Source organism: Ligilactobacillus apodemi DSM 16634 = JCM 16172 (assembly GCF_001434405.1).
Classification (GTDB): domain Bacteria; phylum Bacillota; class Bacilli; order Lactobacillales; family Lactobacillaceae; genus Ligilactobacillus; species Ligilactobacillus apodemi.
In genome coordinates this window covers 458,499-483,409 of record NZ_AZFT01000053.1, presented here as the reverse complement: position 1 = coordinate 483,409, position 24,911 = coordinate 458,499, and the positions used below count along the sequence as shown (strand labels likewise).

At 36.7% G+C, this 24,911-nt stretch carries 28 protein-coding genes, 1 pseudogene and 1 riboswitch; of the genes and pseudogenes, 5 read left to right on the top strand and 24 right to left on the bottom strand.

All coding sequences use genetic code 11. The features are described from left to right. The first annotated feature begins 48 nt into the window (after positions 1–48). The gene (locus FC32_RS07650; protein ID WP_025087777.1) at positions 49–609 is read left to right on the top strand and encodes a hypothetical protein; all 561 of its coding nucleotides are present in this window, start codon (positions 49–51) and stop codon (positions 607–609) included. Positions 610–794: 185 nt separating this feature from the next. Here the strand turns inward: FC32_RS07650 and FC32_RS07645 are convergent, their stop codons facing one another. Continuing rightward, the gene (locus tag FC32_RS07645) at positions 795–1,166 is read right to left on the bottom strand and encodes a MerR family transcriptional regulator (protein WP_025087776.1); all 372 of its coding nucleotides are present in this window, start codon (positions 1,164–1,166) and stop codon (positions 795–797) included. Between the two features lie 81 nt (positions 1,167–1,247). Here FC32_RS07645 and FC32_RS07640 point away from each other — a divergent pair, with 81 nt between their 5' ends. Then, positions 1,248–2,012: an SDR family NAD(P)-dependent oxidoreductase gene (locus FC32_RS07640; RefSeq protein WP_035460147.1), complete on the top strand. Its 765-nt coding sequence runs from the start codon at positions 1,248–1,250 to the stop codon at positions 2,010–2,012. Positions 2,013–2,181: 169 nt separating this feature from the next. On the opposite strand, the gene FC32_RS07635 is transcribed toward FC32_RS07640, so the two are convergent. The 7 genes from FC32_RS07635 to FC32_RS07605 form a co-directional block, all read right to left on the bottom strand. After that, entirely contained in the window at positions 2,182–2,457 is a 276-nt protein-coding gene (locus tag FC32_RS07635; RefSeq protein ID WP_004047651.1) for an HU family DNA-binding protein, read from the bottom strand. 213 nt (positions 2,458–2,670) lie between these two features. Beyond that, on the bottom strand, positions 2,671–3,981 hold the full coding sequence (gene der / locus FC32_RS07630; RefSeq protein WP_056957364.1) for a ribosome biogenesis GTPase Der: 1,311 nt from the start codon (positions 3,979–3,981) through the stop codon (positions 2,671–2,673). Positions 3,982–4,073: 92 nt separating this feature from the next. Continuing rightward, positions 4,074–5,267 (bottom strand): 30S ribosomal protein S1, encoded by a 1,194-nt coding sequence (rpsA, locus tag FC32_RS07625; RefSeq protein WP_025087775.1) that lies wholly within the window; start codon positions 5,265–5,267, stop codon positions 4,074–4,076. A 73-nt stretch (positions 5,268–5,340) separates the two neighbouring features. Then, on the bottom strand, positions 5,341–6,015 hold the full coding sequence (cmk, locus tag FC32_RS07620; RefSeq protein ID WP_025087774.1) for a (d)CMP kinase: 675 nt from the start codon (positions 6,013–6,015) through the stop codon (positions 5,341–5,343). Positions 6,016–6,197: 182 nt separating this feature from the next. Then, on the bottom strand, positions 6,198–6,866 hold the full coding sequence (locus FC32_RS07615) for a LysM peptidoglycan-binding domain-containing protein (protein WP_025087773.1): 669 nt from the start codon (positions 6,864–6,866) through the stop codon (positions 6,198–6,200). 346 nt (positions 6,867–7,212) lie between these two features. Continuing rightward, complete coding sequence (locus FC32_RS07610; protein WP_025087772.1) at positions 7,213–8,658, bottom strand: RecQ family ATP-dependent DNA helicase; 1,446 nt, start codon at positions 8,656–8,658, stop codon at positions 7,213–7,215. Next, complete coding sequence (locus FC32_RS07605) at positions 8,642–9,682, bottom strand: helix-turn-helix domain-containing protein (RefSeq protein WP_025087771.1); 1,041 nt, start codon at positions 9,680–9,682, stop codon at positions 8,642–8,644. The genes FC32_RS07610 and FC32_RS07605 overlap by 17 nt, the downstream gene beginning before the upstream one ends. Before the next feature lie 279 nt (positions 9,683–9,961). On the opposite strand from FC32_RS07605, the gene FC32_RS07600 reads away from it, so the two are divergent. Further along, entirely contained in the window at positions 9,962–11,530 is a 1,569-nt protein-coding gene (locus FC32_RS07600) for an Nramp family divalent metal transporter (RefSeq protein ID WP_056957363.1), read from the top strand. A 56-nt stretch (positions 11,531–11,586) separates the two neighbouring features. Here the strand turns inward: FC32_RS07600 and FC32_RS07595 are convergent, their stop codons facing one another. The 13 genes from FC32_RS07595 to FC32_RS07535 all read right to left on the bottom strand — a co-directional run bounded on the left by FC32_RS07595 (position 11,587) and on the right by FC32_RS07535 (position 22,127). Next, positions 11,587–12,153 (bottom strand): ECF transporter S component, encoded by a 567-nt coding sequence (locus tag FC32_RS07595; RefSeq protein WP_025087770.1) that lies wholly within the window; start codon positions 12,151–12,153, stop codon positions 11,587–11,589. A gap of 127 nt (positions 12,154–12,280) precedes the next feature. Then, positions 12,281–12,397: riboswitch (FMN riboswitch) on the bottom strand. A gap of 48 nt (positions 12,398–12,445) precedes the next feature. Further along, positions 12,446–13,177 (bottom strand): pseudouridine synthase, encoded by a 732-nt coding sequence (locus tag FC32_RS07590; RefSeq protein WP_025087769.1) that lies wholly within the window; start codon positions 13,175–13,177, stop codon positions 12,446–12,448. A gap of 127 nt (positions 13,178–13,304) precedes the next feature. Then, the gene (scpB, locus tag FC32_RS07585) at positions 13,305–13,889 is read right to left on the bottom strand and encodes an SMC-Scp complex subunit ScpB (protein WP_025087768.1); all 585 of its coding nucleotides are present in this window, start codon (positions 13,887–13,889) and stop codon (positions 13,305–13,307) included. Further along, a complete protein-coding gene (locus tag FC32_RS07580) occupies positions 13,864–14,649 on the bottom strand; it encodes a segregation and condensation protein A (protein WP_025087767.1) in 786 nt (261 codons plus the stop codon). The genes scpB and FC32_RS07580 overlap by 26 nt, the downstream gene beginning before the upstream one ends. After that, complete coding sequence (locus tag FC32_RS07575; protein ID WP_025087766.1) at positions 14,633–14,995, bottom strand: GNAT family N-acetyltransferase; 363 nt, start codon at positions 14,993–14,995, stop codon at positions 14,633–14,635. The genes FC32_RS07580 and FC32_RS07575 overlap by 17 nt, the downstream gene beginning before the upstream one ends. Before the next feature lie 209 nt (positions 14,996–15,204). Beyond that, the gene (xerD, locus tag FC32_RS07570; RefSeq protein ID WP_035460153.1) at positions 15,205–16,089 is read right to left on the bottom strand and encodes a site-specific tyrosine recombinase XerD; all 885 of its coding nucleotides are present in this window, start codon (positions 16,087–16,089) and stop codon (positions 15,205–15,207) included. 8 nt (positions 16,090–16,097) lie between these two features. Then, positions 16,098–16,556: a ferric iron uptake transcriptional regulator gene (gene fur / locus FC32_RS07565; protein ID WP_025087764.1), complete on the bottom strand. Its 459-nt coding sequence runs from the start codon at positions 16,554–16,556 to the stop codon at positions 16,098–16,100. A 127-nt stretch (positions 16,557–16,683) separates the two neighbouring features. Next, positions 16,684–17,547: a CvfB family protein gene (locus FC32_RS07560; protein ID WP_025087763.1), complete on the bottom strand. Its 864-nt coding sequence runs from the start codon at positions 17,545–17,547 to the stop codon at positions 16,684–16,686. 251 nt (positions 17,548–17,798) lie between these two features. Then, positions 17,799–18,674: a translation elongation factor Ts gene (gene tsf, locus FC32_RS07555; protein WP_025087762.1), complete on the bottom strand. Its 876-nt coding sequence runs from the start codon at positions 18,672–18,674 to the stop codon at positions 17,799–17,801. Positions 18,675–18,840: 166 nt separating this feature from the next. Further along, positions 18,841–19,638 (bottom strand): 30S ribosomal protein S2, encoded by a 798-nt coding sequence (gene rpsB, locus FC32_RS07550; RefSeq protein ID WP_025087761.1) that lies wholly within the window; start codon positions 19,636–19,638, stop codon positions 18,841–18,843. Between the two features lie 175 nt (positions 19,639–19,813). Then, positions 19,814–20,809 carry a D-2-hydroxyacid dehydrogenase gene (locus FC32_RS07545; protein ID WP_025087760.1) on the bottom strand — a complete coding sequence of 332 codons (996 nt, stop codon included), beginning with the start codon at positions 20,807–20,809 and terminating at the stop codon, positions 19,814–19,816. 243 nt (positions 20,810–21,052) lie between these two features. Beyond that, positions 21,053–21,340 (bottom strand): GIY-YIG nuclease family protein, encoded by a 288-nt coding sequence (locus FC32_RS07540; protein ID WP_025087759.1) that lies wholly within the window; start codon positions 21,338–21,340, stop codon positions 21,053–21,055. After that, on the bottom strand, positions 21,324–22,127 hold the full coding sequence (locus tag FC32_RS07535; RefSeq protein ID WP_056957362.1) for a tRNA1(Val) (adenine(37)-N6)-methyltransferase: 804 nt from the start codon (positions 22,125–22,127) through the stop codon (positions 21,324–21,326). Before FC32_RS07535 ends, FC32_RS07540 begins: the two co-directional genes overlap by 17 nt. A 238-nt stretch (positions 22,128–22,365) precedes the next feature. On the opposite strand from FC32_RS07535, the gene FC32_RS07530 reads away from it, so the two are divergent. Then, the gene (locus tag FC32_RS07530; RefSeq protein ID WP_025087758.1) at positions 22,366–23,001 is read left to right on the top strand and encodes a lysophospholipid acyltransferase family protein; all 636 of its coding nucleotides are present in this window, start codon (positions 22,366–22,368) and stop codon (positions 22,999–23,001) included. A gap of 39 nt (positions 23,002–23,040) precedes the next feature. Here FC32_RS07530 and FC32_RS07525 read toward each other — a convergent pair whose 3' ends face one another. Beyond that, positions 23,041–23,265 carry a YneF family protein gene (locus FC32_RS07525; RefSeq protein WP_025087757.1) on the bottom strand — a complete coding sequence of 75 codons (225 nt, stop codon included), beginning with the start codon at positions 23,263–23,265 and terminating at the stop codon, positions 23,041–23,043. 78 nt (positions 23,266–23,343) lie between these two features. Beyond that, on the bottom strand, positions 23,344–23,634 hold the full coding sequence (locus FC32_RS07520; protein ID WP_056957361.1) for a DUF896 domain-containing protein: 291 nt from the start codon (positions 23,632–23,634) through the stop codon (positions 23,344–23,346). 165 nt (positions 23,635–23,799) lie between these two features. Between FC32_RS07520 and lexA the strand changes: the two genes are divergently transcribed. Further along, positions 23,800–24,423, top strand: a complete 624-nt coding sequence (gene lexA / locus FC32_RS07515) for a transcriptional repressor LexA (RefSeq protein ID WP_025087755.1) — start codon at positions 23,800–23,802, stop codon at positions 24,421–24,423. Between the two features lie 46 nt (positions 24,424–24,469). Here the strand turns inward: lexA and FC32_RS10985 are convergent. Then, positions 24,470–24,911, bottom strand: a pseudogene (locus tag FC32_RS10985) (DNA repair protein RecN); the annotation flags it as partial.

The following is a 24,911-nucleotide window of genomic DNA, read 5'->3' as shown; positions in this document are numbered from 1 at the left end:
AATCGCCTTTTAGTGGATTTAATCCATAGCTATTGTTATAGTTTCCGATTGGATCACGTTAAAGCAGATAAAAAAGGAAATTTTTCTTTTGAAACAAGCTCTGCTAATAATTCTAAAGCTATTTACTATGTCTCAACAGATAAAACATTAAAGAAAAAATCTTCAAGTGATACATTCAATGTAAAGAAAATTAAATCAAAAGTGAAAGTAGTTTTACCGGTAAACTCTCAAACTCAAGCAGAAGAATCTTCAAGTAACGATTCCGAAAAAACTACTGAAATTGATACATCAAAATTTGAAGGCATGAACTATGAAGAGTACTTACGTAATCCTAAACAATACCAGAAAAAACTAATTACATTAACAGGTACTGTATTCCAGTACGATGATGAATCTAGATTTTTACTTGTATCGTTTAATGGCGATCCAAGCCAATTAGTATATATTGATATCGCAAAAAGCGTAAATACTGATCAACGTTTCTTAGATGATGATACAGTCACAGTATACGGTGGCTTTAAAGGCGTAGATTCATACACTACAGTAGAAGGTAGAGATAATTATGTTCCTGTCGTATATGCAGTTAAAATCGACAATCAAGGACAATAATTAGATAAAAATAAATCTATAGTAATTTTTATTAAATTACGTAGTCCATAAATATCAAATCTAAAAAAGCAATCACTAATTTAAGATTCATTAGTAATTGCTTTTTTACTTACTTTCAAAAATACTAATTGTATGCACTAAACTTCCATAAATTTAAAAATACCATGAACAAGGTTCTATTACACTTATTTATTTCTAAGACGCTTTATTTCATTTTGATAAAAAGATATTTTATCATCTAATTTGGTCATGTGATCCTGTAGTACTTGTATTTGCTTATTTAATTCCTTTTTATGCTTTACTAACATTTCCATTCTTTCATCCAAAGTTTCTTCTCCTATAGAACGTAACATCGCATATTTTTTTATTTCTTTGATAGGCATTCCCGTTCCCTTTAAACGTTTAATAAAGTCGATCCACTTTATATCATTGTCTGAATAACGCCGCTGATTAGCGCTATTACGTTTGGGAGCTATTAAATTTTCTTGTTCATAATAACGCAAAGTATGAATTGTTAAACCGGTAAGCTTTGAAAATTCTCCTATTGAATAATTCAAAAAATATCTCCTCACTCTTTACCTAGAGTTAACTCTAGGTTGTATAGTTTTATTGTATCAGATAAAAAGGAGGAACTAATAATGTTAAGCGATACACAAAAATATACTGTAATTACTGGGGCAAGCTCTGGTATTGGATACGAAACGGCCAAAAAATTTGCTTCGCGTGGTAAGAATCTAATCATTATTGCACGCCGTCAAGAAAGACTTGAAAATTTAAAAAAAGAAATTTCAGAAAAGTTTCCAGCAGTAGACGTTATTATCAAAAATGTTGATTTAACAATTACACAAAATATCTATCAACTGTACGATGACTTAAAAACATATGAGTTGAAAACATGGATTAATAATGCTGGTCTAGGTAATTATGGTCACGTTGCAAATCAAAATCCTAAAAAAATAGAAACTATGATCCATTTAAATATTGAAGCGCTAACGATCCTCTCCAATCTTTTTGTTCGTAACTACCAAAATATTGAGGGAACACAACTGATAAATATTTCTTCAGCGGGAGGATATACAATTGTCCCAGAGGCTGTTATTTATTGTGCCACAAAATTTTATGTAAGTTCATTTACAGAAGGATTAGCTAGAGAATTACGAAATTCTGGTGCTAAAATGCAAGTTAAAGTTTTAGCACCAGCAGCTACAAAAACAGAATTTGGGAAAATTGCTAATAATTCGAGTGACTACGATTACGATAAACATTTTGGAACATACCATACGAGTAAACAAATGGCAGATTTTTTACTACAACTTTATGATAGTGAAAAAATTATTGGAATTGTAGACCGAGAAACTTTTGATTTCAAATTACTAGATCCATTGTTTAATTATGCTAAGTAATTCACCCAGCACTCAAAATAAGTTTACTGATAAATCTCTTGAGTAATTTCAAGAGATTTTTTGCTTACTCAAAAAAGTTAAATTTAATTTTGCTAGCACGATGCCATAAAATTGCACAAAAAAAGAACCCCTGATAAATCAAGGGTTCTTGAGCTAAAATAAGTCAATCTTATTTAACAGCGTCCTTAAGAGCCTTACCTGGCTTAAATGCAGGAACTTTGCTTGCTGGGATTTGGATTTCCTTACCTGTTTGTGGGTTGCGACCCTTACGAGCTGCACGTTCACGAACTTCGAAGTTACCAAAGCCGATCAATTGAACTTTTTCGCCTTCTTTAAGGTAGTCTTGGATAGAACCAAAGACTGCGTCAACTGCAACAGTTGCGTCCTTCTTTGTCAAACCTGTCTTTTCAGCAACAGTTTCGATCAATTGTGCTTTGTTTGCCATGTGTTTCACCTCCTCAAGTGAAGATAAAGATATATTATAAAATATCTTCTAGCCCGTCTCTATATAAAAATATAAAGACCATGAAACAATGACTAACAAATCATTGCTCAGTTAATAAGATAGCATAGAAAGCCTAACATAGCAACGTTTTTACCCAATATTTTTATAAAAATATTATAAAGTTCAACATTGTTTTTTAGTTTGATCTTCAAATTATTTTCTACGCCGTTCAATGATGTGAATTGGTGTCCCTTCAAAGTCAAAAGCTGCTCTGATTTGGTTTTCTAAGAAGCGTTCATAAGAAAAATGCATCAATTCAGGATCATTGACAAAAATAACAAATGTTGGTGGCTTTGTCGCCACTTGAGTCGCATAATAGACCCGTAGACGTTTGCCATTATCTGTTGGCGTCGGATTATGCGCAATTGCATCCATCACCACATCATTTAAGACTGCTGAAGAGATGCGACGTTCATGGTTATGATTTACCCGCTTGATCAATTCTGGTAATTGTTCTAAACGTTGATGCGTCTTAGCAGAGACAAAGACGATCGGTGCATAGCTAAGATATTGGAATTCTTGCCGGATCGTTTGTTCAAACTCTTTCATGGTATGGTTATCTTTTTTCAAAGTATCCCATTTATTGACTACGATAATAATCCCACGTCCTGCTTCGTGTGCATAACCAGCAACGTGCTTATCTTGCTCACGAATTCCTTCTTCAGCATTTAAGACCATGCAAACAACATCTGAACGATCGATTGCTCGCATTGCACGTAAAACTGAATATTTTTCCGTAGTTTCATAAACTTTGCCTTTTTTACGGATCCCAGCAGTATCGATCATCGTAAATTCAGTACCTTCTGGATCGACAAATTTAGTATCGATTGCGTCACGCGTTGTACCTTCAACGTCAGAAACGATCACGCGGTTTTCACCTAAAATTGCATTGACAAGTGAAGATTTACCAACATTTGGCCGTCCAATAAAACTAAATTTGATCGATTCGTCTTCTTCTTTAGCACCATCTTTAGGAAATTCTTGACAGATTTTATCTAAAAGGTCCCCAGTACCAATACCGTGAGTCCCGGAAAGTGGCATTGGATCTCCAAAACCTAATGAATAAAAGTCATAGATTTCACTACGAAGCTCAGGGTTATCCACCTTATTAACTGCTAAAATAACTGGTTTATCAGTTTGATATAAAATCTTTGCGACCTTTTCATCAGCATCAGTGACCCCTTCTTTGACACTCGTCACAAAAACAATCACATCCGCTTCATCGATCGCAATTTGTGCTTGCTCTGTAATCTGTGCTAAAAACGGTTCATCCCCCATATCAATACCACCAGTATCAATGATATTAAACGGTTGCCCCAACCATTCGCCTTGAGCATAGATCCGATCACGTGTTACCCCAGGAGTATCCTCAACAATTGAAATTCGCTCGCCCGCGATTCGATTAAAGACCGTCGATTTACCGACATTTGGGCGTCCAACGATCGCAACGACTGGATTTGCCATTATGATTCCTCCTTAATTATAAATGTTTTACCAAAAAAACTGACCCAAAGACTCTTGCCTGGGCCAGTCAAATAAATCTCAGTTAACAGAGATTAATCTTCATTCTTTAATTCGTCGCCGACTAAGTCTCCCAATGTGAAACCTGTATCTTCTTCAGGAATTTCTACATGTTCTTCTTCGACAACTTCAACTTCTTTTTTGTCAGCTGCTGGCTTTTCTTGTAAAGCTTTGATAGACAATGCAAGACGACGATCAGCACCATTTACGTTCAAGACTTTAACTTTTACATCTTGACCAGAAGTTAACACTTCATTTGGTGTAGCAATGTGCTTGTGTGAGATTTGAGAAATGTGTACCAAACCTTCAACACCAGGGAATACTTCCACAAAAGCACCAAAGCTTGTCAAACGTTTAACAGTACCATCAAGTACATCACCTTCAGCAACTTTTTCTTCGATGTTATCCCAAGGTTGTGGCAATGTTTGTTTGATCGAAAGTGAAATACGATCTTTTTCTGGGTCAACAGCTAAAACTTTGACCTTAACATCTTCACCAACCTTTAAAACATCAGAAGGCTTGCCAACACGTTCGTAAGAAATTTCAGAAACGTGTACTAAGCCATCAACGCCACCTAAATCAACAAAGGCACCGAAGTTTGTTAAACGAGCAACTTTACCGTCTAAAACATCGCCAGCTGCTAATTTAGCCATAACTTCTTGTTTCTTAGCTTCGCGTTCTTGTTGCACGATTTCTTTGTGAGACAAGATCAAGCGGTTTTCGCTTGGTTCGATTTCAACGATCTTAAGTTCAAGTTCTTTACCCTTGTATTCATTGAAGTCTTCAACAAAGTGGTCTGAAACCATTGATGCAGGGACAAAGCCACGAACGCCAGCGTCAACAACTAAGCCACCTTTTACGATTTGAGTTACAGGAACAGTAATTGTTTCACCTGCTTCAAATTTCTTTTCAATTTCATCCCATACTTTGCGGGCTTCTAGGCGACGTTGTGATAATAAGTAGCTACCGCCTTCTTTATCAGAACCGATTTTTGAAATAACAACTAAGTCAAGCATATCGCCAACTTTGATTTCATTTTCGATATCTTCAGCTTTTGCGCTTAATTCGCGTGCAGGAACAACACCTTCAACACCAGTGCCTTCGATCCCTACAATAACTTGCTTCTTATCATCAAATGCTAACACTTCGCCTTTGACAACGTCTCCGACTTTAACTGTCTTAACGCTGTTTAAAGCTTCTAATAAATCCTTGTTTTCTGATTCACTCATGGACTTTGTCCTCCTTAACGACTATCTAGTAACTATTTTAACTGAAAGCGCAGTAAAATGCCAGTTAAATTACCTATTTCTCTTCAGTTTTAACAATTTTCATAATTTCAGCAGTAACCTGCTCAATATCCAGAGATGTTGTATCTAATAATACAGCATCTTTGGCCTGTGTCAACGGAGAAACCTTGCGGTGAGAATCTTTATAGTCTCTTGCTTCGATTTCTTGTTCTAAAACATCTAGTGGTGTTTTGATACCTTTTTGTTGATTTTCTTTAAAACGACGCAAGGCTCGCTCATGTACACTGGCTACTAAAAAAATCTTGACTTGAGCATTAGGTAAAACCGTAGTCCCAATATCGCGACCATCCATCACAATTCCACCATTGCTTGCAATCTGTTGTTGCCGTTTGGTCAAATCGGCGCGGACACTTGGTTGCGCTGAAACTAAAGAAACGTTATTAGTGATCTCTGGTAAACGGATCGCCTTAGTTACGTCAACTCCATTTACAAAAACTAATTGTTCTGGATCACTTGGAATAAATTTTAATTCCATTTGAGTCAACATTTCACCTAAAGCTTGATCATCGTCTAAAGCGACCCCTTCTTGTAACGCATACCATGTAGCAGCCCGATACATCGCTCCAGTATCACAATAAATATAATTTAATTTTTTTGCTACTAATTTAGCAACAGTACTTTTACCCGCAGAAGCTGGGCCATCGATCGCGATTTGTAATTTTTCTCGCATAAATATCCATTTACTGCCCTAAACGCATAAAAATGCGTCCAAAGTTAGCTTGGGACACATTTTTTGAGGACAGTTTTCCTCTCTTTTTATTTGATTTAGTAACTAGGTGTTCGACTAAAGGGGCTAAACTTACCCTATCTTTCAAATTTAGCTTTGCATCTTACGCAATAACCACAGCCCAATTACTTGATTCTGATTTGTTGACCAGGTGAAATGCTTGAATTTGCACTAAGCCCTGGATTCAATTCTAACAATTGGTTAAGTGTCAAACCATTGTTAACTGCGATCCGATATAAACCTTGACCAGCAGGAACAGAAATGTATTGAGCCTCTTCTGATGAAGATGAGGCTTCACTTTCTTGTGAACTTTGCTCAGCTTGTGAACTAGTTTCTGCTGCTTGTGATGAACTTTCAGCTACAGAACTTGTTTCTGCTTGACTTTCGATCGTATCAGTTGAACTAGTTGCTACTGAACTATTTTCACTCGTATCTTGTGCAGTTATTTGACTATTTTCAGTCGAACTTGAGGCTTTACTAGAACTCTTCTTTTTGCTACTAGAAGATTTCTTCGAAGACTTACTGCTGGAAGACTTTTTCTCACTTGAAGAGACAACCTCGATCGAATCGTCATTGCTAGTTGGTTTTGAGGCTAAATTTTGAGAAACAAAGTAAAAAAGGATCGTACTCAAAATAATAATTACAAAAACGATCAATAACGCGGTCGTTAAAAAGGTATTACGTTTATTGCTTTGACGGCTTGCTCTACGTGAGTAATTACCATCATCATCTTTGTTTTCTTCAAAAGTTTTTTCCCATGGTTTTTTAGTGTGGTCGTTATTTTTTCGACTCATCTATCACTTACCTACTATATAAACCAACCCTTCAAAACATCATCCCTATGTTTAGTTGGCGTAAAACAATATAGCTTTTCCTTTCTTAAATTTATATATCAACTTCAGCTCCTCTGTATCCCTAAAACATTCGGTCGCAAAGTTGGTCGACATGGTGTAAAGGAGATATCAGTGGTGTTATATTAGATGATGTGTTTATTAACCATTTCATCTTTAGTATGATCCAAATAAACAAATGCTATTTGGCTTTTATAAAACTAACAGTTCCTGAATCACTCCTCGACTGATATTATGAAATATCATAGCATAAATGCGCCTAAAAATATATAAATAATCATCAGTATTCTTATTTTAACTCATAATCCTTAAATAATTTTGCCAAAATTTTTTGATAATCACTAGTCTTTAGTGATTCTTTTTTCAAAATTTTATGATTTTTAGACTTTAACTGTGAAAAATCAAAAGGTTCATCACGATCACAACAATTTTTAATCCGATGCTTAGGTGCTTGATCTTTGAAATAGGTGGCAATAAATTGGCGCCGACATTCTTTAGTTTCAATATACTCCAATAGCTTAAACAACGCTTTAGTTCGCTTTTTTTGGCGTATTTGGACTAATTCTAAAATCTGTGTTGCCGAATATCCATTAGCAAATAACCGTTTTAAAAGTTCTAGCTCTTCTCCCGAAAAATTCTCTAGCAACGCCTTTTGCTTTGCAAAGTAATTGATCTGCTGCCGATCAGGAAGGCTCTTTTGAATAATAAATTCTTGGCGTTTCAAATCTTGTGGTTCATAAAGTAAAAGCGCCACTCCCAAAGCTCCATCGCGTGAGCAACGCCCGATCTCTTGAACGTAATCTTCAAGATCATTTGGCATATGGTAATGGATCACATAGCGCACATCAGCTTTATTGATTCCCATGCCAAAAGCACTCGTCGCGCAGATCACATCTAATTGTCCCGTTAAAAATTGTTGCTGCACTAAAAAACGTTCAGTCAAGGAAAGATCTGCATGATAAACTGCAGTAGAAATTTTTTGAGCGATCAATTGTTGTTTGATTTTTTCTGCTTGCTTTTTACTAGAAAAGTAAATGATCCCCGCTCCGTGCAATTTTTGCATAATGCTAAAAAGATATTCATCTTTTTGAGCTTGGTCAGTAAACTTTTCAACCGCTAAAAAAATATTTGGTCGATCAACCGGATATCTGATCAGTTCAGCTTGCTTGATATCAAGTTCTTTTATAATATCTTGCGCTACATTTTCAGTTGCAGTCGCCGTTAAGGCCAATGTCAAGGGATCGCCTAAAAAATGCCGAATCCTACCTAAATTTAAATAATCTGGGCGAAAATCTGGCCCCCACTTAGAAATACAATGCGCCTCATCGACTACAAACAAGCCCAAATCTAAAGCTTGTAAGCGTCCTAAAACTTCATTTGAACTTAACATCTCAGGTGAAATATAGATATACTTAAATTGCGTTAAATTATTCAAAACAAAACGTTTTTCAGAATAAGATAGACTTGAGTTAAGTGCGACCGTAGCTTTTTGTCCCTGATAACGTAGCTGTTCGACTTGATCTTGCATCAATGAGATCAAAGGCGACACGATCAAAACTGGCTTGTTTAAGTATTGTCCGATAAATTGGTAACACAATGACTTTCCAGTGCCTGTTGGTAAGATCGCTAATGTATCTTTATGCTCCAATAAGGATGTGATCGTTTCTTTTTGTCCGAGTTTAAAAGCCTCGTAGCCAAAATTTTGCTGTAAAAATCGTTCAAGTTCTAACTCCATCTTGAATGATCCTTTCTATCTGATATAAACGATATTCAAAGAATGAAATATCTGGTAAAGTTGCCTGTAGTGTTTTAAAATCCCACTCTAATATTGGAGTTTCACCATAAAAACTTTTTAGTTCACTCGTTAATTTGCTTGATAGCACTTGAGCAAAGGGAAAATCTGCTAATAAGAGCGCCGCATTTAATAAGTGTTCTTGGATCGTTCCTAGCTTTAGTCCCCTTATTTTAGCGATTTCTGTGAGTTTTTTTTGCGCTAAAAATAGCTCGTAAGTCTTTTGATTACTTTCGGAAAGAAGCGAATTTCGCTTATAAAAATGCACTAATTCGCTTAAAGCTTGTCCTTTAGTCAATAAAAACTGGGCATAACGACTACACATGTCTAACCATAAAACTTCTAAATCAGTTAAAGAATAATCATATATCGTAGCCAGTTGATTTCTTGTTTTTCCAAGCTGGTTATGTCCCGTCAATTGTTCACAAAAAAGGGTTGCCAGCTTTGGGTCTTCTTGACTCAAAAATTCTGCTAATGAAGTTTGTACTTCGCTTAATAAGCGTTCTTTACCATATTTTTTCAACCACTCTTTAAAACGATATTGGGTCCGCAAGTCATTTGCGATCACAAAATAATTGCTGTTTTGATAGCTCAATTCAGAAGCAACTTGAACCATCAATAAAAACATTTTTTCCCAATTCTTCCAATCAAAGCCATGGAAAAAAGCAGGCATGCCAAATTGAGCATGATTCATCAGATCAACTTGGACTACTTTTGTACCTTTTTTCGTTAATAACATCCCTTGTGCTGTTTTTTGTAAAAAACCTTGTTCACATAAAAGTGCTAGTTCAGCCTCAAAGTTAGCTGTCGAAATCGGCAAAGCAATGTATTCTAATAAGTCATATGCTTTTCCCCAAAATAAAGCAGATGTTGTGAGATGATTTTCGAGTAATTGTTTGAGCACAGCTGGTCTTCTAGACTGTGTAGGTGAAAAATACTTTAGCCATTGTCTTGATTCTACTGTCATTTCCTTAGTGCTATCTCAAATATCAGAGACATAGCTCACCTTTCGTTTTAGTTTATTGTTGCTAATATTTACACATGAACACTATACAAATAATATACGCTAAAAAAGCATTTTTTTTAAGTTATTTAGAAATGAGTTTTTTAACTATATCTCTAGTGAGAATAACAATTTTGGTTTACCAAAAAATAAATTTGTAAGGTATGCCTAAAAATACTTTTAATTTCCCTTAATAAGGTGTACAATGTCAAAGTACCTAGAAAAGGAAGGACGGTTTTTATTTTGGATAAAAAACACGAAAAGCATAAACTCGTCGAGTATGCTAATGGTCCCTCATTAGAGGAAATCAACGGTACTGTTACGGTACCTAAAGGAAAGGGCTTCTGGAGAACGCTATTTGCTTACTCTGGCCCAGGGGCTTTAGTCGCTGTTGGGTACATGGATCCTGGTAACTGGTCGACTTCGATCACCGGTGGACAAAATTTCCAGTACTTACTAATGTCCGTTATCTTGATGTCAAGTTTGATCGCGATGCTTTTACAATACATGGCTGCCAAACTTGGAATTGTGAGCCGGATGGATCTTGCCCAAGCAATTCGCGCTAGAACAGGGAAGGCTTTAGGGATCGTTTTATGGATCTTGACTGAGTTAGCTATCATGGCAACCGATATCGCTGAAGTTATCGGGGCAGCGATCGCCTTATACTTATTATTTGGTATTCCGCTTGTCTTTGCCGTATTTATTACAGTTTTTGACGTTTTACTTTTGCTTTTATTAACTAAAATTGGTTTTAGAAAAATCGAAGCGATCGTTGTTGCCTTGATCTTAGTTATCTTATTTGTTTTCACTTACCAAGTTGCCTTATCTAACCCAGATTGGGGCTCAGTTTTAAGTGGCTTTATTCCAACTACTAAAACTTTTGCTAGTTCACCAGAAGTTCATGGAATGACTCCAATCAGTGGTGCACTTGGGATCATCGGGGCTACAGTTATGCCTCACAACCTTTATCTTCATTCAGCTGTTTCTCAAACTCGTCAAATTGATCATAACAATCAAGACGAAGTTGCAGAAGCTGTCCGTTTCTCGGCTTGGGATTCAAACATCCAATTGAGTTTTGCTTTCATCGTAAACTCACTTCTTTTGATCATGGGTGTTGCAGTCTTCAAGAGTGGTGCTGTTAATGACCCATCATTCTTTGGTCTTTATGAAGCACTATCCGATACTTCAACCCTTAGCAACGGTGTGTTGATCTCAGTTGCTAAATCTGGTATTTTATCAGTGCTTTTCGCAGTTGCCCTTCTTGCTTCTGGTCAAAACTCTACGATCACAGGTACTTTGACTGGACAAGTTATCATGGAAGGTTTCGTTCATTTGAAAATGCCATTATGGGCACGTCGTTTGATCACACGTTTGATCTCAGTTATCCCTGTTTTGATCTGTGTTTCCTTAACAGCAGGTCAAAGTGCTCAACAAGAACACCAAGCATTGAATACTTTGATGAATAACTCACAAGTCTTCTTATCCTTTGCTTTACCGTTCTCAATGATTCCACTTTTGATGATGACAAATAGTGAAGTTGAAATGGGTAAACGTTTCAAGAACTCCCTTTGGGTGAAAGTCTTAGGTTGGATCTCAGTTATCGTTTTGACGGTTTTAAACTTCAAGGGTATGCCTGATGCTATTAGTGATTTCTTCGGTGATAACCCAACAGCTGCTCAAATGCAACTTTCAAATATGATTGCTTATGTTTTGATTGCAATCATCTCTGGCCTCCTTATTTGGACTATTTATGAGCTTTATAAGGGTGACAAACATTATGCTGAATTACAAAAAGCTAAGAAAAATGCATAATTAAACTACTAAAAAATCGCAGGTCTCAATTAACTTTGAGATCTGCGATTTTTTGTTTACATTGATAAGTAGTTTTTTTGTTCTAGCCAGTGATTTAACTTGTGATAAATCAAGCAAAATACGACGCCCAGCAAACAGCCCTTGATCAAATTAAAAGGCACCACGCCCCAAAGAACCATCTGATTTAAAGGGATCGATAATTTCATCCCTAAAAGCGACATATAAAGCGGTAAGGTAACCAACCAGTTTACCAGCGATAAAATAACTGTTAGCGTAAGGGTTGCACCGAGAATGGCCATTACACTGCGTTTAAATGAGAATTTATGATGTGCTAGCAAATAATAAAATGGCAAACAAAAAGCCAAGCTAGCTAATAAACTCAAACTTACCCCGATCAAGTTAGGTAGCGTCGGTCCAGAAATAATAAAATACAATACTGAACGTAACAACGCAACCTCAATTCCACCAAGCGGTCCTAAGATAAAGAAAGCTAGTAAAATCGGGATATCCGAAAAATCAACTTTCATAAACGGAACGATCGGAATGATCACAAACGAGATAAACATTAAAAGATATGAAATTGCGGCTAAACAAGCTGCAATTGTCCAACGCCTTACTGCCACGGTAAATTCCTCCTATGAGGTTCATCTCACAGCAGATTTTATACTAAAAAATAGACCTGCATTGTCCATCCTGGGCAATACAGGTCTATTACAGCACAAAAAAGTTATACTTTATCTGTAATATAAAACCTATCTTCTTTCATCCAGACTATACTGTCGGTATCGGAATTTCACCGATTCGGTCTAAGAGGAGTCGCGGACTATCACCGCCGGTCGGGATTTACACCCTGCCCTGAAGATAAACCAAAATTATTTTCTAAAGTATTTTAGCACAATATTTATTCAAATACAATCATCGCCGTTTATTATCTAAATCGTACAAAGCTTTGACTTCATCACGCGTCAATTCACGGTATTGTCCAGATGTTAAACCATCAAGTGTTAGGAAACCATAAGTTTCACGCTTTAATTTCTTCACTGGATGTCCTACCGCTTGAAGCATGTTTTTAACTTGATGATTTCGCCCTTCATGAATCGTCAATGAAACGATTGAGGTATCATTTTTCTTATCAAAAGACAAAATCTTAGCCTTAGCACGAGCACTCTTGCGACCATCTTTTAAGCGTACACCTTGACGTAATTGTTTTAATTCATCGTTTTGAACGATCCCCTTGACCTTAGCAACATAAGTCTTATTTACTTTATAGCGTGGGTGCATTAATTTATTGGCAAGCTCACCATCATTTGTCAATAATAAAAGTCCAGAGGTATCATAATCCAATCTTCCAACTGGATAAACTCGTTCATTAAACTGAGTAAAGTAATCTGTCACGACCTTACGTCCCTTATCATCTTTGGCCGCACTAATTACTCCACGTGGCTTATATAATAAATAATAGACCTTATTTTCACGTTCGATCAAGTGTCCATCAACTTCAATAATATCGTTTCCATCAACCTTGACACCTAATTCCTTGGTAACTTTTCCATTTACCTTAACGCGCCCTTCTAAGATCATTTTTTCACTCGCACGTCTAGAGGCAACCCCTGCGTTTGCCATGACTTTTTGAATTCTCTCTGCCATTCTTAGCTACTATATAAATATGGTATTTAGCTTTTTTCCAAACATAGAAAGAAATATAGTTGGCCTCCCTTATTTATTTTAAAAATAGCTAGCACCATATTTTATCTTTCTAACTAGCTACTATTTTTTACGCATCCTCATCAGCTAATGCATCGTTGAATAATGATAATAAATCATCGGTATTTTCGATTTTATCATCATCTTCTTTAGGTAGTTCTGGCAATTGTGATAAATCGTTGATGCCAAAGTAGTTCAAAAAATTCTCCGTTGTGGCATACATGATCGGTCGTCCCGGAGCATCTAACCGTCCAGCTTCTTTGATCAAATCAAGGAGTAATAATTTTTGAATCATCCCACTTGACTGCACCCCTCTGATCTCATCGATCTGGACTCGCGTAACTGGTTGACGATATGCAACGATTGCCAAAGTTTCTAAGGCAGCAGCCGATAATTCTGTCATTGCTGGTGATTCAAAGTATTGTCGCACTAGACCAGCCACACCTTTTTTTGTCACCAAACGATAACGTTCATCCGCATGGATCAATTTTAAAGCTGTCGTTGCATCTTTTTGATATTTTTCCGTAAGTAAAGCTAATTGTTCTAAAACAGCTGGCTTCATGATCCCCGTTAATTGTGATATTTCACGTGCCGTGATTCCATCATTTCCACTCACAAATAACAAACTTTCAATTTTGGCTTGATTTGATAGCATTTAATTCACCACTCACTAATTCTATTGGCCCCAAATTTTCTGATTGTGTAGCCTTGATCGCCCCTTGTTTTACTAATTCTAGTAGTGCCAAAAATGTTGTCACGACCAATTCTAACTCAGCTTCAGGGGCAAAGATCTCACTAAATTCGATCGGTCTTTTGGCGTTAAAGACTAATTTTTCAAGGTAATTGATCTGATCTTTAAGAAAATAACGTTCCGGTTGAATTTTACGGACAACGGGACGCTCAACTTTCCGTTTAGCTAACAAGCGCGCAAATGCCTTTTGAAGTTGGGCTAAGTCCGCACCATCAGGATCTAATTTCCCTAATTTAGCATCTTCTGGGAGTAATGCTGGCTCACGCGGGTACAACTTCATTCGTTCATCTGCATATCCCCGCATATTTTGAGCCGCTTCTTGAAAAGTTTGGTGTAAAATCAATTGTTGCACCAATTCATCCCGTGGATCTTCACTTTCTTCCACTGTTTCATTTGTTGCTTGCTCATTTGGCAATAACATCTTACTTTTTATATTGACCAACATTGACGCCGTGACTAAATATTCACCTGCTACATCAAGTTGTAATTCTTTTAATTGGTGTAGATATTCAATATATTGGGTAGTTATTTCCGCCATTGGGATATCATAAATGTCCATTTGATTTTTCTTGATCAAATGAAGTAACAGATCCAATGGTCCCTCGAACGCTGGAACTTTAAATAATAATTCATTAGTTGGTGACAGTTTATTTTCCATCATCATGTTGCTCCCACTTGGCAATCAGCGCAGAGGCTTCAATATTTCCCATAATTCGCTTGTCTGGATAAAGATCTGCTAAATCATCTAGCATCAAAAAGCTAACCCCTTGGCTTCTTTCAGCTGGTGAAACTGAAATTTGACGTACCATGATAAAGTCATCATTTATCTCAGTCCCAATGATGCCAACAAAATCTCGGTTCTCATTTTTCCACAGATATAAAACTCGTTCATAACTCGCATCATACCACTCGAGTTCTGTTTGGAGGTTAGCGATCTCCTTTAAGTCCGGTACAAACGATAACAGACCCATAGCTATTTTTTCATAATCGCTTTTATATTTGTATAGCATTTGACCTTTCTATATAAATCGTGAACAAATGTGGTGTCTAGCTGAGCACATTTGAGCAAGAAATATATTTTCCTTTCCTAAGTTTTATCTATATCTTATAGTGGGTTAGTCAAGCAAATATTCATTTTTAAGTATATTTCATGACTAAGAACACTTAGATGAGTTATTACTAATTATTTTAGAGTAACACAAATCAATGGCAAACACAATCAAGCATGCGGGTGCGTTTCTTGATAGATCTTAGCTAAACGTTTCTTAGAAAGATGCGTATATAGTTGCGTTGTTGAAATATCCGCATGACCTAATAACTCTTGAACGATTCGCAAATCAGCTCCGTTTTCCAAAATATGGGTTGCAAAGGAATGCCGCAAAGTATGGGGCGTAACGTTTTTTTTGATACCTGCAGCAAGAACATGCTTTTTCAAGTTTTTCCAAATTCCTTGTCGCGTTAATTGGGCTCCATGAAAATTAACAAACAAATAATCACATGTTGGTTTAGCTAACTTGGGACGGGCATCTTTTAAATACTTTTTCACCCACTCACTTGCCGTATCACCGATCGGTACGAGTCGCTCTTTTTGCCCCTTACCAATAGTTTGAATAATTCCTAATTCTAAATGCAAATCAGCTAATTTTAAATTGATCACTTCACTAACACGAAGTCCAGTGGCATACATTAATTCTAAGATCGCCCGATCGCGTAGCCCTAATGGCGTTGTGACATCAGGAGTAGCTAGTAAAGTTTCAACTTCTGTTAACGATAAAACATCTGGTAGATGTTGTTCTTTTTTCGGTAATTCGATTAGTTGCATTGGATCAGTTGTGATGATATTTTCTTGCATTAAATAGCGAAAAAAGCGTCGCAAACTAGTAATACTTCGGGTAATTGATGTCTTTTTCTTTTGTTCTTTAACCTGTTTATCTAGATAAGCAATAATAGTGGTACGATCAACTTTGCTCAATTGAGTGAGCTTTTTTTCAGTCAAAAAAAGGTGAAATTGCTTGAGATCCATCCCATAACTTACGACCGTATTTTTAGAAAGACCACGTTCAACGGTCAAGTAGTGTAAGTAATCAGCAATCGTTTCTGAAATTTTATCCACTAGCTTACCCCCCTGGTCTTACTTTTCCGAATACAATCTTGGCAGATTCCCAAAAAAGTTAAGCGATGATCGGTAATTTCAAAATGATATTGATGTTTAATTCGTTGCTCAACATCAAAAAGCATATCTTCATGAATCTCGATCACCCGACCACAATTGTTGCAAACAAGATGGTGGTGAAAATGTTGGCCGTCATCGGTCTTTAAGTCAAAGCGCGCCACACCATCTTCAAAATTTATTCGATTGACGATCTCAATTTCCGTTAAAACATCTAAAGTCCGATAAACTGTAGCTAAACCTACTTCAGGATGCTTTTTTTGCAATAAAGAATAGACTTCTTCTGCTGAAAGATGACTTTCCTTATGCTCCAACAAAATGGCGATCGTTGCACGACGTTGCGGAGTCAACTTAAACCCTTTAGCGTGTAATTTTTCCTCGATCTTATCTAAACTATCCATTGAAGTTTTTACCGTACAAATGTGACCAAATAGCTAAAGTACTTGGGAAAGAAATACAGAATTTCCTTTCTTTTATGCTAAAAATAGGCTTATTCACATTTACTCTTTCTTTTACGCCTACCTTGCATTATTTAGATAACTTTAAAAAATCATCTTCTTGAATAACTAAGCCAGCTTTCATTAAGTGCCCAACAGCACGCTTAAATTGTCCTTTACTGATCCCAAAATAATTTTTAATATCGGCTGGATCACTCTTATCCGTATATGGTAATTTACCTTCAGGGCTATGTTGCAAAGCAGCTAGTAACATTTGAGCATCGTCACTAATTGCTTCGTAAGCACGTGGCTTTAATGATAAATTCAAAGTACCATCTGGTCTGACCCCAATCACACGTGCCTTAACAACTTCACCTAGACGGGGTTCACGCTCACGTTCAGAAGGATGAACAAATCCTAGTTGATAATCTCTCGTGATCAAATATGAACCGACTAATTTTAATCGATAAACAGTGGCTTCAACATCACGGTTCATCATTTTCTTAGTAGCAGCATCACCAACTGCTTGTACCATTTCCATCGTTGCTAATTCACCCCAAAGGCGTCCTTTATCGTCAATCTTTAGTGCCACCAATAAGCGATCGCCTTGCTTAGGCCATAAATTTTGTAATTCAGGTAGATCATCGATCGAAACAACGATATCTTTATTTGGTAACCCAACATCGACAAAGACACCTAAACCACGTTGAACTCGTTTAACTGTTCCCCAAGCATAGCGATCAATGCCACTCTTAGGTTCTGTTTTAGTCATTTGCAATTCATGGTCTTCGTTTTCATAAGCAAAACCCGTAATCATTGCACCTGCTTGTGGTAATTTAAGTAATTCACTTTTAGCGATCCTAAAAGTTAAACCTTCTCTTTGTGCAAAAACATACTTATCATTTTCATCGATCACCATGGCGGTAATATTTCTACCAACTAAATCTTTTAACATCTATTATTGACCTCTAATCATTACTATTTAAAAATTCTATTCTCTCTTATTTTACCTAAAAATTAAGTAAATTGCGAATTTTGTAAGACTTTATCGCCGTACTGTATTGCTACCTTACCACAAATAAGTTTGATAACCAACTTTTAGCTCACAAAGAGCATAATTATTTGCCCACCAAACGCATTTTTACTCTATGTACAAAAAAAGAACCCTTGATATATCAAGGGTTCTAGCGTTAATATCAGCTAAGATTATTTAACTTGGCTCATAACTTCTTCAACAAAGTTATCAGCTTTCTTTTCGATACCTTCGCCAACTTCATAACGAACAAATGTCTTAACTTTACCGTCTTTAGAAGCAACGAATTTAGCAACTGTCAAGTCTGGGTCTTTAACAAATGCTTGGTCATCCAATGCTACTTCAGCAAAGAACTTGTTCAAACGGCCAGCAACCATCTTTTCGATGATGTTTTCTGGCTTACCTTCGTTCTTAGCTTCTTCAGTTAAAACAGCTTTTTCATGTTCAACTTCGCTAGCTGGAACTTGGTCACGGTTGACATATTTAGGGTTGATAGCTGCAACGTGCATTGCAACATCTTTAGCAACTGTTTCATCAGCGCCTTCAACTACTGTTAACACAGCAATCTTACCACCCATGTGTAAGTATGCACCAAAGTTTTCGTTATCAGCTTTTTCAACTAATTCAAAACGACGTAATGTGATCTTTTCACCGATGACTTGTGTAGCTTCGATGATTTCGTCGTTGATCGTACCTTTGTCAGTCTTGATTGCTAAAGCAGCTTCTAAATCAGCTGGCTTGTTTTCTGCGATCAAACCTGCAATACGTTTTACAAGGTCTTGGAATTGTTGGTTTTGAGCAACAAAGTCTGTTTCAGCGTTGATTTCAACAACTGCAGCTGTGTTACCAACAACTTCAACGTCAGCTAAACCTTCAGCAGCAACACGGTCGCTCTTCTTAGCAGCCTTTGCCATACCTTTTTCACGTAAGAAGTCGATTGCTTTGTCCATGTCACCATCAACAGCAACCAAAGCTTTCTTAGCATCCATCATACCAACGCCAGTTTTTTCGCGTAATTCTTTTACTTGAGCAGCAGTAACTTTTGCCATAGCCTAGTGGCCTCCTTAGAGTTATTAATTTGAACTTCTCACACCGAGATTCTAACAAATGAAAACTCATCTATTAAGGCGCGTTCCCACCTAAAAATTTAAAAAAGGCTATCTCAAGACTAAGGCTAAAATGCCTACCTAACCTGAGACAGCCTAAGTTTATTAACTATTCAGCATCTGTATCGTTGTTGCCTTCAACAACTTCAACGATTTCTTCGATAGATTCAACTTCTTCGCCATCAGCAGCTACAAAAGTTTCTTCTGTAACAGCTGCATCATCTTCACCTTGACGGCCTTCGATGATAGCATCTGCCATCTTAGAAGTGATCAAACGAACGGCACGGATAGCATCGTCGTTTGATGGAATCTTAACATCGATTTCATCTGGATCAGCGTTTGTATCGACCATAGCAACGATAGGAATGTTAAGTTTTTGAGCTTCCTTAACAGCAATACGTTCCTTGCGTGGGTCTACGATGAACAATACATCTGGGATACGTGGCATGTCTTCGATACCACCAAGGAATTTTTGAAGTCGGTCGCGTTCTTTGATCAATAAAGCAACTTCTTTCTTAGGTAACACTTCAAATGTGCCATCTTCTTCCATTGCTTTGATTTCTTTCAAACGCTTGATACGTGTTTGGATTGTGTTCCAGTTTGTCAAAGTACCACCTAACCAACGATGGTTTACGTAGTATTGACCTGCACGTTTTGCTTCTTCTTCGATTGCGTCTTGTGCTTGTTTCTTTGTACCTACAAACAAGATAACACCATCGTTAGCAGCTGCATCTTTCATAAAATCGTAAGCATCATCGATCAACTTAACAGTTTTTTGTAAGTCGATGATATAGATACCATTACGTTCTGTAAAGATGTATTCTTTCATCTTAGGGTTCCAACGACGTGTTTGGTGACCGAAATGTACACCAGCTTCAAGTAATTGTTTCATGGAAATAACAGCCATTACAATTAACCTCCAAAATAGTTTTATTATCCTCCCCTATGTTCAACGAATAAAAGACTCAACTGAGCACTCTCTTAGCCATCGCACAGGGTGTGAATTGTACCTTTCTAGGCACTCTTGATATTATACCGCAACCAAATTTTAATTGCAATATTTTATAGTAAAAAAGGTAACATTAGCCTAAATCAACTAAAGTATCAGCTTTACCAGTCATAATCACATCTTTAGCGGAATCAAGTGAGATATTGACCATATTTTCAACTGCTGTTTCAGTATAAAAAGCAATATGTGGTGTCATGATCACATTATCAAGTGCTACCAACTCATTAAAGAGTTCATCTTTAACACCAGTTTGTTTTAAGTCATGATTAAAGATCGGTGTTTCGTATTCATACGTATCTAACGCTGCCCCACCTAACTTGCCACTCTTTAACGCAGCTAATAGAGCTTTGGCATCAATCAAAGAACCACGGGCTGTGTTAATGATGTAAGCACCATCTTTTAAGTTAGCGATCATCGCTTCGTCGATCAAATGACCGTCTTTATCTGACCCTGGCATGTGCAAGGTCAAAACATCGACTTGACCACAAAGCTCTTCTAGACTATCGACATAGATTCCTTCACTTTCAAGTTTGGGATCATGATAAGGATCATAGGCTAAAATCTTAGCACCAAAGCCCTTATAAATTTCGATCGCAGCTTTACCAATTCGACCAGTACCAACAATTCCGATCGTCAAAGCTCTAATTTCTTTACCCACAAATGGCGCCCACCGGTAATCATTTTCAGCCATCCGCTTACGGAAGATATTTTGTTGCCGTAATAGTTGCAATAAGACTGTAATTGAAAACTCAGCAATTGCGTTTGGTGAATAAGCAGGCACATTAGTTACAGCAATACCATATTTTTTAGCTGCTGTAAGATTTAGATTGTCGACCCCAACGTTTCTGATCGAAACATCTTTTACTCCAAATTCAGCCAATTTATCAAAAAAATCAGCGGGATAAGTGCCGGTTTGAAAACTGATCACTGCATCATATCCCTTAGCTAAGGCTAAATTATCACTCTTAACTTCATCAGCGATCAATTTCACCGGAATATCTTGCTTAGCTGACCAATTTTCAAAATACTTACGTTCATCTGGGCGTACATTATAAGCAATAAATTTCATATTCTTTTGCTATATCATGTGAGCAACTGATACTTTACTCAGTTGTAAAAATATAGCCTGTCCTTTCTTAAGTTATTCAATCTAGTATCACAAATCGTGATCACAAAATTTCACCATACCACTGTTGAACTCACATTTTCTTTTATTCCAACATTAATGTATGTGTTAAAAATTTATAATTAATTTTATAATAATTATAGCATCATTTATTACTAATGCTTTGATTCTTACTTAATCTTAAAATTATTTTAGCAGAAATTCTTCACTTACTCTATGTTCACGTAAATAATCTTCTTTTTGCTTGCGCGTCAAATGCTTGAAGGCATATTCTTTTTTTAAAGCTTGGCTCTTTGTTTGAAATTCTTCATAATAAATCAACTCAACGGGTCTTCTATTGCGGGTATATTTAGCACCTTTACCTAAATTATGCGTTTTGACACGCTTAGTTACATCGGTCGAAAAGCCAGTATAAAAGGTGGCATCCCTACAACGTAAAACATAAAAATAATATTTTTTACTCTGTTTTTCCATATAAAATTTTCCGAACCATGGGTGTATAATTTTGTTCTTCATAAACAACTATTGGTGGTAAAAAGCGGACACCACCATCGCGTCCATCTTTAATCGCTTCAACTAAGATCATATTGGCTTCGCGCCCTTCTTTGGGGTAAACTAACTGGATCTTTTTAGGTGACAAGCGATATTTTTTCATCAATTCCGTTAGCTCTAACAAGCGTTCCGGGCGATGAACAAAATAAGCTTTACCTTTAGTTTTCAATAAATCACTAGCCTGTTTGATAGTTTGTTCTAAAGTCACAGTGATCTCATGTCGTGCTAGCGCTAAATATTGATTAGGATTTTTTTTACTTGTGGGTAGAACTGAAAAATATGGCGGATTGCAAGTCACTGTATCAACACTGTCTTTTTTCACAAATTCAGTGACATTATTTAAATCAATGTTTAATACTTCCATTTGTGCAGTCAGTTGATTTAAATCAATGCTTCTTTGTGCCATATCAGCCAAACGTGGTTGAAGCTCAACTTCAATGATCTTAGCTTTTGTTTTAGCAGTTAAAAATAGGCCAACAGCGCCATTTCCAGCACATAAATCGACGACCGTCCCAGTTTCTTTTTTAGTTGGTTCGGTAAAATTTGCAAGTAAAACAGCATCTAACGAAAAAGAAAAGACTTTCGTACTTTGAATTATTTGAATATCATTAGCATATAATTGATCAATGCGTTCATCTGCATGTAATTTTACGGTTTCCAAAATAGACCACACCTTTTTATTAATATCAGTAACTTGCAATTTTAACATAGATTAAGCATACTAAAAATGTATAATAAGTACAGAGAGGAATCAACTATTTATTAGTTCACTTATCACAATAGACAAATTAGGAAGAAAAAATATGTGTCTGTTTATCGTGATACTTGGTCACTTTGACTACTTTCCTCTGGCGTCATCAGACGTATTTAAATAAACTTTTATGAAGGGAAAACTATACCCTTTCTAAATCAGCTAACTGGTCACATATTTGGTATAGTACTGTACAATGTTTTATTCATTTATCCGTGGTTTGGTGCGAGTGTTAGTCTATCTCATTAATGGTAAGCCCCAAATTGAAGGCAAAGAGAACTTACCAGCGGGAAACTATATTTTAGTTGGACCACACCGCACTTGGTTTGACCCATTATATTTTGCTTTAGCTGCATCACCTAAAAAATTTAGCTTTATGGCCAAAGAAGAACTTTTTAAAAATCCAATTTTACGGTTTATTTTGGTCCACGCGAATGCATTTCCTGTTGATCGTCAAAATCCTGGTCCTTCAGTCATCAAAACACCCGTTAAATTGTTAAAAAACACTGATCTTTCCTTGATCATGTTTCCTTCTGGCACAAGACATTCACAAGAAATGAAGGGTGGCGCAACCTTAATTGCTAAAATGACTGGTGTGCCACTTGTGCCCGCTGTTTATCAAGGGCCACTAACTTTTAAGGAACTTTTCAGTCGTAAAAAAGCTACTGTTAGCTTTGGTAAACCAATCTATATCGAACGTAAAACCAAACTAACAGATGAGATTCAAGCTAAGATCATTAATGAGATGGAAGATGAATTTAAAGCTTTAGATCATGCGATCGATCCAAACTTTAAGTACGTTGACCCAAATCCTAAAAGCAATAAAAAATAGGTTATGCACCGTGGCATAACCTATTTTTTAGTCCTAATTTTACTTCTTAGACATGTTTGCTTTCATTGAAGCCATCATTTGATGTAATTTCTTTTCAGATGGTTTTTGCCCCATTTGAATCATCATCGTCCGTAACATTTGTTCATTGATCGGAGGATTTTTCTTCAAATAGTCTTCCATATATTTACGAGCAGCAAAGAAACCACCGACAAAGCCAAGGATAAGCGCTAAGACTACAATTACTATCCAAATTCCAGTAGACATTACAGCACCCCCTTCTAATTAAAGTTCATTCAATACCTAATTTTACACAAAATATCAGTAAAAATAAAGCGCAAACCTTTAGTTATCACGCAATCCACGTTCACGTTGGATCTTTTTAACTTTTTCTGGTGTTACTTCATTACCGTCTTTATCGTAAACTTGCAACATTTCAACATGACTCCGGAAATTTTCCTTAAACATTGCTAGGTATGTTTTACGTAATTCTTGACGTTCTTGTTGTTCTGCTTCAGTCAAAGTACCTTCTTTGTTTTTCTTGGCCAATTCATTGATACGATCGATCAATTCTTGAGGAATTGCGCCTTTCTTAGTTTCATTTGTTACTTCTTTGTTATTTTCTTGTTCACTCATTATGAATCCTCTTTTCATAAATATAGTCTACCCTTTACATTTTATCTCAAACATTTAAGAAAGTCATTAGATATTCCTGTTTTTCTACATAAAGCAAACGTTTGTTTGTAAGGGATATATTTATATGTTATAATCACCATATAAATATACAATGAGGTGTTTACCATGACAAAAGCATCCGAAAAAAGACAACTAAACATTTTACGTTTCATTTATAATACGGTCGAAAATAAGGGCTATCCGCCAACAGTTCGGGAAATTTGTCAAGCAGTCTCACTTTCATCAACGTCTACGGTTCACGGACACCTGGCCCGTTTAACTAAGAAAGGTTTTTTAAAAAAAGACCCAACTAAGCCACGGGCAATGGAGGTTACTCCTGCTGGACTCGAAGCTTTGGGGATCAAAGAAGAATTAAACGAGATCCCAATGGTCGGCACTGTAACCGCTGGTGCACCGATCTTGACCGTTGAAGAAACCACTGACTATTTCCCACTCCCCCCAAATCTAAAGGATGCTAACGATCTTTTCATGCTTAGTATCCGGGGCGAAAGTATGATCGAAGCTGGCATCTTAGATGGTGATCAAGTTATTGTCCGTAAACAATCAGCTGCAGATAATGGTGACATTGTGATCGCAATGACTGAAGATGATGAAGCGACTTGCAAACGTTTCTTCAAAGAAGATGGACATTTTAGACTTCAACCTGAAAATGAGACTATGGCACCTATTATTTTAGACAATGTTGTAATTTTAGGTAAGGTTATCGGACTTTATCGTTCAATGATCTAAAAAACGGATCACTGTAAATTTTAGCAGTGGTCCGTTTTTTAGTTAGCTATTTTTTGTTTGCCATTTTCAATAATTCTTCGGCATGTTCAAGGGTCAGCGTCGTGATCTCAGCACCTGACAACATCCGAGCCAGCTCTTCTACACGCTCTTTCGTATCTAGAATCGTCAAAGTTGTTTCCGTCCGCCCGGCTGTTACATGCTTAGCAATAAAGTAGTGATGCTCTGCCACGGCCGCTACTTGCGGTAAGTGCGTAATACATAAAACTTGCGAATTATCGGCAATTTGACTGATTTTTTCAGCAATTGCTTGCGCCACGCGTCCACTAACACCTGTATCGACCTCATCAAAAATAATACTTGTAACGCCTTTATTCTTGGCAAAAATCGTCTTTAAGGCTAGCATAATCCGCGAAAGTTCACCACCAGACGCAATTCGTGCTAAAGCACCCATTTCTTCACCTGGATTAGTTTGAATATAAAACTCGACC